Origin of the sequence: uncultured Sphingomonas sp. (assembly GCF_946477935.1) — a bacterium.
In the GTDB taxonomy this organism is placed as follows: Bacteria; Pseudomonadota; Alphaproteobacteria; order Sphingomonadales; family Sphingomonadaceae; genus Sphingomonas.
In genome coordinates this window covers 1-12644 of sequence record NZ_CAMLAC010000103.1, presented here as the reverse complement: position 1 = coordinate 12644, position 12644 = coordinate 1, and the positions used below count along the sequence as shown (strand labels likewise).

General features: G+C 67.0%; 9 protein-coding genes and 1 pseudogene. 6 read left to right on the top strand and 4 right to left on the bottom strand.

The annotated features are described in order from the left end of the window. Window positions 1–570 (bottom strand): helix-turn-helix domain-containing protein (locus Q0U08_RS11915; RefSeq protein WP_298091628.1); only part of this gene is annotated, 570 nt, incomplete at its 3' end. 128 nt (window positions 571–698) lie between these two features. Here Q0U08_RS11915 and Q0U08_RS11910 point away from each other — a divergent pair. Further along, window positions 699–1031: an L-rhamnose mutarotase gene (locus tag Q0U08_RS11910; RefSeq protein ID WP_298091627.1), complete on the top strand. Its 333-nt coding sequence runs from the start codon at window positions 699–701 to the stop codon at window positions 1029–1031. 10 nt (window positions 1032–1041) lie between these two features. Here the strand turns inward: Q0U08_RS11910 and Q0U08_RS11905 are convergent, their stop codons facing one another. The 3 genes from Q0U08_RS11905 to Q0U08_RS11895 are packed head-to-tail and all read right to left on the bottom strand — an operon-like array spanning window position 1042 to window position 7814. Beyond that, window positions 1042–3252 carry a hypothetical protein gene (locus Q0U08_RS11905; RefSeq protein WP_298091626.1) on the bottom strand — a complete coding sequence of 737 codons (2211 nt, stop codon included), beginning with the start codon at window positions 3250–3252 and terminating at the stop codon, window positions 1042–1044. Between the two features lie 32 nt (window positions 3253–3284). After that, window positions 3285–4883, bottom strand: a complete 1599-nt coding sequence (locus Q0U08_RS11900) for a cellulase family glycosylhydrolase (protein WP_298091625.1) — start codon at window positions 4881–4883, stop codon at window positions 3285–3287. 57 nt (window positions 4884–4940) lie between these two features. Continuing rightward, on the bottom strand, window positions 4941–7814 hold the full coding sequence (locus tag Q0U08_RS11895) for a TonB-dependent receptor (RefSeq protein ID WP_298091624.1): 2874 nt from the start codon (window positions 7812–7814) through the stop codon (window positions 4941–4943). A 322-nt stretch (window positions 7815–8136) separates the two neighbouring features. On the opposite strand from Q0U08_RS11895, the gene Q0U08_RS11890 reads away from it, so the two are divergent. The 5 genes and pseudogenes from Q0U08_RS11890 to Q0U08_RS11870 form a co-directional block, all read left to right on the top strand. Further along, window positions 8137–9105 (top strand): alpha/beta hydrolase, encoded by a 969-nt coding sequence (locus Q0U08_RS11890; protein ID WP_298091623.1) that lies wholly within the window; start codon window positions 8137–8139, stop codon window positions 9103–9105. Next, window positions 9102–9902, top strand: coding sequence for a GDSL-type esterase/lipase family protein (locus tag Q0U08_RS11885; RefSeq protein WP_298091622.1), 801 nt, complete (start codon window positions 9102–9104; stop codon window positions 9900–9902). Before Q0U08_RS11890 ends, Q0U08_RS11885 begins: the two co-directional genes overlap by 4 nt. 1 nt (window position 9903) lies before the next feature. Then, window positions 9904–10701, top strand: coding sequence for an SGNH/GDSL hydrolase family protein (locus Q0U08_RS11880; protein WP_298091621.1), 798 nt, complete (start codon window positions 9904–9906; stop codon window positions 10699–10701). Continuing rightward, a complete protein-coding gene (locus Q0U08_RS11875; RefSeq protein ID WP_298091620.1) occupies window positions 10698–12326 on the top strand; it encodes an alpha-L-fucosidase in 1629 nt (542 codons plus the stop codon). The genes Q0U08_RS11880 and Q0U08_RS11875 overlap by 4 nt, the downstream gene beginning before the upstream one ends. A gap of 29 nt (window positions 12327–12355) precedes the next feature. Further along, a pseudogene (locus tag Q0U08_RS11870) lies at window positions 12356–12644 on the top strand (alpha-glucosidase); the annotation flags it as partial.

Below are 12644 nucleotides of genomic sequence, written 5' to 3'. Positions count from 1 at the left end.
GGATCGAGGCGGCACGCGGCGTGCCGCCAGTTCGGCGCGGTCGATGGCCACGCCGCGTGCCGCCTCGATCCGGTCGAGCAGCCGCTCTGCCGCCGCCGGTGCCGAAAACGCCAGGATCACCTGCCCCGAACAGCTCCGCAACAGGTCGATCGATGCGCCCAGTCGAAGGGCGAAGCCGCGCACCCCCGGATTTTCCTCGCGCGCGATCACCAGCCCCTCGGCGTGCTTGGCGACCACCAGATGGCAGGATTGCTCCGTCGCACGTGCCAGCGCCTGCATCTCGGGCACCGCCGCCGCCGTCAATTGCCGCGTCGGGGTCGCCCGGTACGCGATGTCGAGGAATTTGTAGGTGATGGTGTAGCGGTCGGTAACCGGCGACTTCTGCAGATAGCCGGCGGCCTCCATCACCACGACGATACGAAACAGCTCGCCCAGCGACCGCCCAAGCGCGCTCGCCATCTCGCTTGCCAGCAATCCTTGCGGATGATCCGCCAGCAGTTCGATGACCAGGAACGCCTTGTCGAGCGCTGGCGCGGCATAGCTGCCCTTGCGCTCCTTCCGCTCCGCCATTTTCGTGCGTCCTCCTGCCATGTGCCGCCTATCGACTAGGCGCTGTACCGATGCCTCGCAATGTCGCCGGTTTGACGGCCCTCCACCATCCCCATAGTGCCAGCCTGCCAACGGCAGAAGGATCGCACATGGCTAAACGTATCTGCTTCGCGCTCGATCTGGTCGACGATGCCGAGCTTATCGCCGCCTATGAAGCCGCGCACGCCCCCGGCGCCGTCTGGCCGGAGGTGGTGGAAGGTATCCGCGCCGCCGGCTACGAGGCGATGGAGATATGGCGGTTCGATACCCGCCTGTTCATGGTCGCGGAAGTTTCGGCAGACTGGCCGCGCGCGATCCCCGATCATCTGCGCGCCACCGACGATCGCTGGCAGGCCGCGATGGACCGCTTTCAGCAGCGGATCGCCGGATCGCCCGAAAAATGGGCGCCGATGGCCCGCATCTTCACCTTGGACGCGGCGTGACGGGGGCGGCTCAGCGCGCCTCCACCGGATCGCCGTAGAACAGCCCGCGACCATCGGTACCGACATACACCCGGCCGGCTCGCCGGGGATCGCCCGATATCACCCGGTATCGCCCGCCCCAGCGATGCGCATCGTCGTCGATCCGCACCCAGGACGCGCCCTGGTCGGCCGAGCGCCAAATGCCGCGCACGCCGCCAAGCGTGCCGATCGCGAACAGATGCGCGCGCCCCAGCCCGAACAGTTCGACCGACAGGGCGCCGCTGGCGGCCACGAAGCTCGCCCCACCGTCGCTGCTGTGGAACAGCCGTGTTCCCGCCTGCAGCCACAGGTCGCCGCTGCGGCCAGGCGTGGCGAGCAGCGCGCTTTGCGCCTCGCGCCCCTGCCGTCCTGCCGGTGTCAGGTCCGCCGGCAACCCACGCCCGGCGACCGGCGCAAAGCTGGCGCCGCCGTCGCGCGACGCCAGCAGGCGTCCACCGGCGACATCCACCGCCCAAAAGGCATGCGGGGCCACCTTGTCGGCCACGACGCGCGTCCGGCCGGGCAGGCCACGCACCCGCTGCCATGACCGGCCGCCGTCGCGTGTCATCTGTGGGATCAGCGTCGACACCAGCATGGTGGCGCCATCGGCCGACACGCTGATCGCCGCCTCCCCCATCAGGTCGTCGCGCGCCTCCGGCGACCCTTGCGGCGGCACCCGCACCGGCACCCAGGTCAACCCGCCATCCTCCGACCGCCCCAGCGACGCATCGCGCGGCCGATCGACATACAGGCTGCCACTGCGCACGATCACATTCGGCGCACGCCCCGCATAATCCAGCGTATTCGTGTTCGACAGATACGGGTTGATGAAGCTGGGGGCGGGTGACCGGGTCAGATCGCGGTGTACGAACCCCGCCAGATCGCCGAACCCCGACACCAGCGGCGCACCGCCGGTCGGCGAGATCAGCGTGATGATCGCGGTCTGCTCGATCCCGCGCACCCATGGCGTCCAGTCGATCGCCCCCCTGGCGCTCAGTGCCGCCGTCGCATACACCGTCGCCCCCGTCGTATAGGCGACATGCCCCGCATCGAACGGATCGATCGCCAGCCCGGAAATCCAGTGCCCGAAATCGGCCCCCTTGCCCTCGTGCAACAGGAAGGGCGACGCGGACACGTTACGCCGGCTGCGCGGACCCATATCCTCCCAGTGCGCCCCATCGTCGTGCGTCACCCACAGCGAGTCCCCCGCCTTGTGCCGGTCGATCGTCGATACCGCGACCGTGCCCGGCGCAGACCTTGCAACGGCAACGCCCAGGAACCCACCCTCGGCCCCCGCCGCGCGCCAGTCCGGCGGCGTGACGTCACGCCCCGTACCGTCGCGGCCATAGCGCCATACCGCGCCCGTCCTGGCGTCGCTTGGCCCGATGCCGTCGGAATATCCGACCCACAGCACACCGCGACTGTCCACCACACCCTTCGCCGCGAACAGGGGCGGTGCATCCGCCGCCGTCCAGCTTTCGCCCCCATCGTCGGACCGCCACAAGGCGCCGGCGCCTACCTGCGCCACGCCCGCCCATATCCGCCGCGACCGCATACCGGGCCGCGTCCCCGTCGGGTCGATCGCCACGAACGACACGCCGCCATGCCCGTCACGCCCCTTGGGCAAGCCCAGCCCCTTGACCGGGAAGCCAACCACCGGGCGCCAGCTCGCCCCGGCATCGTCGCTGCGCCACAATCCGTCATGCCGCGATCCGAAGAACAGCGTACGCGGATCGCCGGGATCCACCGCCAGCCGCTCGCCAAGGCCCCGTCCCGGTTCGTTTCCGCCCATTGCGAAGGGCACCGGCACCACGCGCCATGTCGCGCCGCGATCGGCGGAGCGCATGATCGCGGCCGGCTGGCGCGCGTTCATGCCCGCGGCCATATAAACCACATCCGGATCGCGCGGATCGGGGGCGATGCTTTCGATCCCCATATGGCTCGACACCGCATTGTCGTCCTGCAACGGCACCCAGCGGCGTAACCCCGCGTCCCAGCGATACGCGCCCCCCATGTCGGTCCGCAGATAGGCGAGCCCGCGCTCGGCCGGGCTGAAGACGATGTTGGGCGCATAGCCCCCCGCCCCCACCGTGACGTTGCGCCACTGATAGACCTGCGCCGCCGGCGGTTCCGCCCGCACGCCCGGCACCCCGCCGACAAGCGCTAGCGCGAGCAGGCACGACATGCGTGATCGAAGGTGCATGATGATCCCCGCCTGTATGATTTCCGCTGCCCTCAGCGCTTGCTCTCGGGCTCCAGCGTCGCCAGCACGACATCGTTGCTGCGCATCTTCACCCGCAACACGTAGCGACCGTCGCGACCGACCTGCACCGTCCGCTGCATCTCCGGCGCATCACGGGTCAGCGCCTGAAGCTCGCCGATCTGTGCCGGGGTCAACGACTTGGGCGATCCCATTTCCAGATAGCGGGAATGCGCGTCGTTTGCCTGATAGCCGGTACGCCGCACCGCCACGCGGTAGCGGCCGGGCGTCAGGTGGGACAGGCGGATCTCGGCATCGGCCGACGGCGTGGCGGGCAGCAGCTTCGTGAAGAACGGCCGGTTGCTGACCGTCTGCGCCGGCTGCTGCCAGTTCCACAGCAGCACGCCGGTCTGCCCCTTGTCGGTCGTCGCCAGCACCTGCGTGTCCGTGCTCGGCACCTCGCGCCCGTGCAGCATGTGGAGATACTTGTACGCAAACCATGCCGGCTTGCGGATGCCCTCGCGGTTCATCAGCCCGAACCCGCCATGGAAGGGCGTCGGCGGCGGTCCGGCTTCCTCGAACAGATCGCTATAGGTCCAGTAGCTCATGCCCTGTGCATAGGGCCGCGTCGCCCGCAGCTTCGACAGGATGAAGGGTGCGCTGACATAGCTGTCATGCACCGGATCGCGCGGATTGTAGCTTGCGCTCCATTCGGTGAAATAGAGCGGCAGGGTCGGGAATTTCGATGCAGCGATCTGTTCGCGCACCCGCCGCACATCGCCCACCACCGAATCCGGATTGGTCGACAGCTTGTTGTCGTCCTCGCCCTTTTCATCCAGGAAGCCGCCATCCACGCCATAGGTGTGGGTGGTGACGAAATCGATCGGGATGTTCTTGGCCGCGGCATGGTCGAGCAGGTCGGGCACCCACGCCGCCCCCGCGGTCGCCGGGCCGCCGACGCGCAGCGCCGGGTCGATTGCCTTGATCGTGCGCGCGCTGGTTTCGTACAGCTCCAGATACGCCGCCTTGTCCGCCTTCTCCCAGAAGCCGTCCAGATTGGGCTCGTTCCACACCTCGAAGAACCAGCCGCGCACCGCCTCCGCGCCGTATCGGTCGCGCAGGTGGCGCACGAACGCATCGACCAGCTTGCCCCATTCCTCGATCCGCGGATGCGACGTGTTGCCCTTCCAGTAAAAGATCGTCTGTGGCGACGTCTTCAACGGGCCGGGGGTGAAGCCCAGCTCCACGAACGGCTTGATCCCCCGCGCCAGCAGCGCATCGTACAACTGGTCGATCTTCGTCCAGTCATAGACGATCTTGTCGTTGCGCCGCTGCACGGTGCCCAGTGCATCGGTGAAGATGTCGTGGAACCGGACATAGCGGAAGCCCAGCTCGTTCACCGCCGTGTCCAGTTGCGCCAGGCTGTCGGGCCGGATCAGCGTGCCCGGATAGTCCGCCCCGACCGACAGGTCGAACGACCGGTCCAGCGGTTCGCCCGCCCGCGCCAGATCGAGGTCGATCGCACGAACCGGTGCCTGCGTGTCGGCGGCCTGAGCGGTGCTGCTGGCGATCGCAGCGGTGGCCAACAGGGTGGCCAGGGTTCGGCCGATCATCGAAAATGGCTGGCTGGTCATGAGTGTCCCCCCGAGGTGGGCGCGAAGGGCCGGCACCACCGGCCCTTCGCGCGATCGTCAATAGGTGAAGCGTGCCGTGATGCTCACGCGGCGGTCGTTCAGTACCGCAGATTGCGGCCGGCTGGCGATGCCGTAATAGGTGCGGTTCTCGGTGTTGGTCAGGTTGATGCCGTCCACCGTCAGCGCGAATGCGGGCGTGACCGTGTAGGTGATCGATGCATCCACCTGCCCGCGCGCATCGTTGAAGATCGGCAGATTGCCGCTGCCATTGCCGCGCGTGGTGACCACATATTTCGACCGCCAGTTATAGGCGACGCGCGCCGACAATGGGCCCTTGTCGTAGATGCCGACCAGATTGTAGCTGTACTTGGACAGTTGCTCCAGCGGCACCGTCAGCGCCTGTCCGGAGGTGTCCTGCGCATCGGGGCTCGGTGCCTTGCTGTCGACATAGGTGAAGTTGGCCTGCACACCCAGGCCCGACAGCACGCCCGGCAGGAAGTCGAAGAAGGTGTTGCCGCCCACTTCGAAGCCCTTGATCTTGCCGTTGTCGCCATTCACCGGCTGGCTCACCAGCACGGTGAACGGCCCGTTGCCGAAGTCGAACTGCTGCGGGCTCTGGATATTGGCGATGAAGCCGTCGACCTTCTTGTAGAACACCGCGCCATAGATCAGGCCGGTACGCGCGAAATAATATTCCAGCGACGCATCAAGCTGATCCGCGGTCAGCGGCCGGAGGTTGGCGTTGCCGGTCGAGGCCTGCCGCGCGCCGCCCGACGGGTTATTCTCCACAATGTTGATGTTGGGATTGAGCTGTGTGAAGTCCGGCCGGGTCAGTGCCTTGGATGCGGCCAGGCGAAGCTGCAACTGCGGCGTGAAGCGGAAGCGCAGGTTCAGGCTGGGCAGCGCCTTGGTATAGTCGGAATCCACGCCCAGCGGTACGAAGTTGATCGGGCCGTTGCCGAACACCGGCGCGCCGGTGACGGCATCCACGCCGGTCTGCACCTGCGGCGTCTGCGCGGAGAAGCCGTTTGTGCTGACCTTGGTCTTGACCACGCGCACGCCGATATTGCCGTCGATCGGGATGGCCAGATCGTCTGCCCCGAACTTCACCAGGCCATAGGCGGTATAGGTCTTCTCACCCTGCGTATTGCGGTCGTTGGGGGCATAGGACACCCCGTTCAGCAGCGCCTGGCGCTGCTCGGCACCGACGAACGGCGCCAGCGCGCTGCGCGTCGCGTCGTAATCGAGCACCAGGTCGCGGTTGAATGCGATCACGCCTTCGGGAATTCCACGATAGCCGCGATACAGGTCGCCGCCGAAGATGCGGGGCTCCAGCAGCGCATAGGGCGTCTCGGTCAGCCCGTAATAGGCATAGATGCTGTTGTCGCTGACCGCCGACCGGTCGGTATAGCGCACGCCCGCCGCGATCGACTTCAGGAAGCCGGTGTCGAACTCGTAATCGACGTCAAACCGCCCGGTATACTGCTCGCCCACCGACCGGCTGATATTGTCCAGATAGCCGCCGGGCGTGGCGTAATTGGCCGGGTTCAGCAGCAGGCCGTCGCCATTGGTGGGATCGTTGTCCGGCGAGATGATCATCGTCGGCACGCCGCTGCCGACCCGCTGGAACAGCCGCTCGGCATTGGAATTGAGGATCACGATCGAGCGCTGCCCGTCGGTCGTCCCGCGGATATACTGGAAGTCGCCGTTGATCGTCAGGCGGTCGGTCGGCGTCCACCTGGCATTCAGCGAATAGTCGGTGGTCACCGACTTGCGCCGCTCCAGGCTGGTGTTCGAATTGATCGGCACGTTGACGAACGTACCGCTGCGGAAATTGCCGTCCGCGTCATAGGTGAAGGGTGCGGTGAAGTCCGGCGTGATCGGATTGAGGCCGGTATAGGCGAAGAAGCTGTAGTCGCCATATTGGAACTTGTAGTCCGAGCGCACATACTCGCCGGTCAGCAGCAGCGTGTCGGTCGGCTTCCATTGCAGGGCCACATCCACGCCGATGCGTCGCCGGTCGCCCAGATACTGGCCGATGCCCACGCCGTGCGGCAGGAACGTCTCCTGCCCCGTCCGCCCCAGGCCTGCCAGCGTCGCCGCGCCCAGTTCGGTTGCCGGGTCCAGCCGGAAGAACGGCTCGCTCGAAATCTGGTCCTGGCGGAACGCCGTCTTCTGATAGGCCAGGTCGACCAGCAAGCCGATCTCGCCGATGCCCGTGTTCCAGCGGTTGGAGACGAGAATATTGGCCTGCGGCGTGGTGGTATCGCGCAGGTCGTAATAGTTGGCGGTCGCGCTCGCCGACATCTTCAGCCCGTTGAAGTCGAACGGCTTGCGCGTGCGCAGATTGATGAGGCCGCCGATACCGCCTTCGATCAGGTCGGCGGACGGGTTCTTGTACACGTCGATCCCGGCGAGCAGTTCGGATGGCACGTCCTCCAGGCTCAGCGTGCGTCCACCGCTGGCGGTGAACACGTCGCGCCCGTTCACCTCGGTCCGCACCTGGCTCAACCCGCGGATCGCCACCGAGCTGCCTTCGCCGAAGCTGCGCTGGATCTGCACGCCGGTGATGCGTTGCAGCGCCTCCGCCACGTTGCGGTCGGGCAGCTTGCCGATGTCTTCCGCCACGATCGAATCGACGATCTGCGACGCGTTGCGCTTGATCCCCTGCGCGCTCGACAGGCTGGCGCGCACGCCGGTCACCACGATGTCCGCCGCCTCCGTATCGGTCACCGCGCCGCTGCCCTGCGGGCTGGCCGCTTCGGCATCGCCGCTTGGCGGCACGGTGCCGCTCTGCGGGGCCGGCGTCTGGCTATTGTCCGATGATTGCGCCGCCGCCGGCATGCTCCATGCCATCAACAAGGCGGCCATCGATGCGGTCGAAAACAAGCGCATCCGATCGGTGCGGCGCGCGGGGGCCCATGCGTCCATCGTCATCCCTCCTAAAACCGTGCAGCACTCATCTGTGAGAGCGCTAACTCGCCGCCTGCATAGCGAGAGATAAGTTATTGAGGAATAGGCCCATTGAAGATTAAATTTGATTTCGTCGAAGATCACCGTCAGGGTATCGGCAACCGCAGCAAGGGAACGATACCATGCGGTCAGGGGGAGCGATGACACAGCCGTCAGGGTATGAAACGCCGACGCCAGGCAGCAACATGGTGGCTCCCGTCTTGCCGCATGCCACCCGCCCCTCGCTTTCTATGTCGGACATTTCGGATCGATTGGTCCCGCAGTGGGGTGGGCTTCCGGCATGACCGTGCCGATCCTGTCCCGCCGTACGCTGATCGGTGGCGCCGCGGCGCTTTCAGCCATGCCCGCCACAGCCCAGATCGGATCGGCCGACGAGATCGTCGAACTCTGGCCCGGCCCGCCCCCCGGCGACACTGGCGCGCGCATCGTGCGCAAGGTCGCGGATCAGTCCCGCGGCGGTGCCCAGCCCGATCGCTGGGTGACGGGTATCGCCCGTCCTGTGCTTGTCGTTCGCCGCCCTGCGCGGCCCAATGGGGCGGCCGTGCTGCTCTGCCCGGGCGGCGGCTACGGCTTCCTGTCCTACGACAATGAAGGCACGTCGCAGGCGGCTTGGCTGAACGCACGCGGCATTACCGCCTTTATCATGCTCTACCGTTTGCCAGGCGAAGGCTGGGCGAACCGTGCGGTTGTCCCGCTTCAGGATGCGCAGCGTGCGATGCGCATCATCCGCGCGCGTGCCACCGGCTTCCGCATTGCGCCGAACCGTGTCGCGGTGCTGGGCTTTTCCGCCGGCGGTCATCTGGCGGGCTCGCTTGCCACGCGCCACGCGCTGCCCACCTACACCCCGGTCGACGCCGCCGACCGGCTGAGCGCCCGGCCTGATCTCGCCGGCCTCGTCTATCCGGTCATCAGCTTCACCGCGCCCTTCACGCATGCCGGCTCGCGCGACATGCTGCTCGGCCCTGAACAGACCCCGGCCCAGCGTCGGGACTGGTCGATCGAGACACGCGTCGATGCGGCCACCCCGCCGATCCTGCTCGTCCACGCCAGCGACGACGGGCTGGTCCCGCCCGACAACAGCATCGCCGTGTATCAGGCGATGCGCGCCGCCGGCCGCCCGGCGGCGCTGCACATCTTTGAAGATGGCGGGCACGGCTTCGGCGTCCGTCTGCCGGCTGCGCAATCGGCCAGCACATGGCCGTCGCTCTTTGCCACCTTTGCCGCGCGGCAGGGCATCCTCCCGGCATGAGGCGTGCCGCCCTTGCCCTGTTGACGATCCTGCCGGCGGTGCCGGCCGCCGCGCAGGACTATCAAAGCTCGCCCGAACGCCGCACGGTGGCGGAGCGGGACTGGGGCCAGTGGCTCGGCCCCTTCCGCGCCCGCCTGGTCCCCAGTCTGATGCAGGATTTCGGCGAACGCTATCTCTACGCCCCCGCCAATGCGGCGCTCGGAAGCCCGAAGCGTGGTGAGCGCCGCGTCGTCTTCCTCGGCGACTCGATCACCGACAAGTGGAACCTCGCGGCCAGCTTCCCGGGGCGCGCCTATATCAACCGCGGCATCGGCAGCCAGGTCACCGCGCAGATGCTGCTCCGCTTCCATCAGGACGTGGTCGCGCTGAAGCCGGCGGCCGTCGTCATCCTTGCCGGCATCAACGACATTCAGGGTTTTCTGCAACAGGAAACGCCCGAACAGATCGAGGCGAATTGGGAGGCGATGGCCGATCTGGCGGACGCGCACGGCATCGCTGTGGTCTTCGCCTCGCTGCTGCCGGTCAACGATTACACGCCCGCCGCCCGCGACGTGGTAAAGGAACGCAGGCCGGCTACCATCGTGGCGCTGAACCGCTGGCTGCGCGCCTTCTGCGCCCGCCGTGGCTATGCCTATGCCGATTATCATACGGCGCTGGTCGATGGCGCGGGGCTGATGGCGCGAGACTATACCAGGGACGGCGTTCACCCGCTGGACAACGCCTATGGCCGCATGGCACCGATCGCCGAGGCTGCGATCGAACAGGCGCTTGTCCAAGCCCATCACAGGAGACGATAGGATGCGACGCGCCCCCCTGACCGGTGCCGGTCTGGCCCTGCTGTGCAGCGCCGCCCTGTCGGCGCAGACCAACGTGCCCGGCGATCCACATGCGGGCGATCCGGTCGGTATCGTCGCCGATCCGTGTCCCGTCCATCCCCGCCCCGAAGGAGGCGGATGGCAGATGTGGAACCTCCACATGCTCACCCGCGATTTCGGCCAGCTTTGCCGCTACGCCGCCGCCAATGCCGCCCTGAAGACACGGCCGCAGATCGTCTTCATGGGCGATTCCATTACCGACAACTGGATCAACGCCGATCCGTCGATGTTTCGGGACGGCCGCGTCGATCGCGGCATCAGCGGGCAGACCACGCCGCAGATGCTGGTTCGCTTCCGCCAGGACGTCCTCGCCCTGCGTCCCCGCGCGGTGCATATCATGGCCGGCACCAACGACATTGCCGGCAACACGGGCGCGGCGACGATGGCGACGGTGCGGGGCAACATCGCCAGCATGGCGCAACTCGCCCGTGCCAACGGCATCAAGGTCATCCTCGCGTCCATACCGCCGGCTGCGGCCTTTCCCTGGGCAAAGGACAAGCGTCCGGTGCCGCAGATCGCGGCGATGAACCGCTGGTTGCGGGATTACGCCCGCACCAACGGGCACGCCTATGTCGATTACCACAGCGCGCTTGCCACGCCGGACGGCGCGATGAAGCCTGGCCTCGCCACTGACGGCGTTCACCCGACGCCGGCGGGCTATGCCGTCATGCGCCCGCTGGCGCTGGCCGCGATCACCAGGGTTCTGGGAGCTTCCAAGTGATCGACCTCCACCGCCGCAGCTTCCTTGCCGGCACGGCCGCCCTAGGCCTTGCCACGGCCGCACGCGCCGCCAGCCCGATGGGCACCGCCAGGGGGCCGGTACAGGCGACATGGCCGTCTCTCGTCCAGAATTACCGCTATCCGGACTGGTTTCGCGACGCCAAGCTCGGCCTCTGGTCGCATTGGGGGCCGCAGTCGGTGCCCGAACAGGGCGACTGGTATGGCCGCTTCATGTACATGCAGGGTCACCCCATGTACGAGCATCACCTGAAGACCTATGGCCATCCCTCGGTCACCGGCATGAAGGACCTGCAACATCGCTGGAAAGGCGAGCGGTGGGATCCCGATGCGTTGATACAGCGCTATGTCCGCGCCGGCGCCAAATATTTCGTCGCGCTCGCCTGCCACCACGACAATCTCGATTGCTACGACAGCCGCTATCATGCGTGGAACTCCACGCGCGTCGGTCCCAAGCGCGACGTGGTCGGCATCTGGGAAAAGGCGGCGCGCAAGGCCGGCCTTCGCTTCGGCGTATCCAACCATGCCGCCCACGCCTGGCACTGGTATCAGACCGCCTATGGCTATGATCCCGTAGGCCCGAGGAAGGGCGAACGTTATGATGCCTTCCGCCTGCGCAAAGCGGATGGCCGCGGCCAATGGTGGGATGGGCTCGACCCGCAGGAACTCTATACCGGCGGCCATGCCGTACTGCCCGACGGCATCGACACGATCGAGGCGATGAACGCATGGCACGACAAGAATAACGGCCAGTGGATCGAGACGGGGCCGAAGGACGATCCCGCCTATGTCACGCGCTGGCTGCTCCGCCAGACCGACCTGATCGAGAAGTACAAGCCCGACCTGTGCTATTTCGACGATTACGGGCTGCCCTTCGGACCCGTAGGGTTGGAATCGGCGGCGGACTATTACAACCGCTCGATCGAATGGCACGGCAAGATCGACGTCGTCCTGACCGCCAAGCAGTTGCAGCCGCACCAGCGTTTCGGTCTGGTCCAGGATGTCGAGCGCGGCTTTGCCGATCGCCTGTGGGACGAGCCGTGGCAGACCGATACGTGCATCGGCGACTGGTTCTACAACGTCGCGCGCCTCAACGACCGGTCGTACAAGACCGCCGAACAGGTGATGCAGCGCCTCGCTGATGTCGTGTCCAAGAACGGCAACCTGCTGCTCTCCATTCCCCAGCCCGGCAACGGCTCGATCGATGCGGAGGAGGAGAAGATCCTCGACGGCATGGCCGGCTGGATCACCGTACACGGCGAAGCGATCTTCGGCTCGCGTCCGTGGCGCATCTATGGCGAGGGGCCGACGCAGCTCGCCACCGGCATGCAGAATGAGGGCGCGGCCAAGCCCTTCACGGCGCAGGATATCCGCTTCACCACCAACAAGGGCGCACTCTACGCCCTGTTCCTGGCGCCGCCCACCGGCCCGATCACGATCAAATCGCTCGGCACAGCCCGCGAAGGCGCGATCGAACGTGTGACCCTGCTCGGCGGCGGCACCGTGCGTCACCGCCGCGACGCCGCCGGCCTCCATCTCGACTGGCCCCGCGAACGGGCGGCCGGCTTCGTTCCCGCCGTCCGCATCGACGGCCGCGGCCTCGTCTGAATCCCATCATCCATCAGGAACCCTTACCTATGCCTCTCCTGCGACATCTCCTTGCCACCGGCACCGCGCTCGCCGCCATCGCCGCCGCTCCCGCGCTCGCCACGCCGCTCTCGACCGTCGACCGCAACGGCGCACAGGTCGCGATCGAACCCTACGCCCCCAACATCGTCCGCGTGACGATCGCGCTCGACCGCAGCCTCGCCGACGCAGCACCCGGCCCCGGCCCCAACGCCGCCGCCGACGCCACCGGCTGGGCGCACCGCACCGACCAGACCGGCGACATCTTCGCCTCCTCCGCAATGACGCTCACCGTCAAGG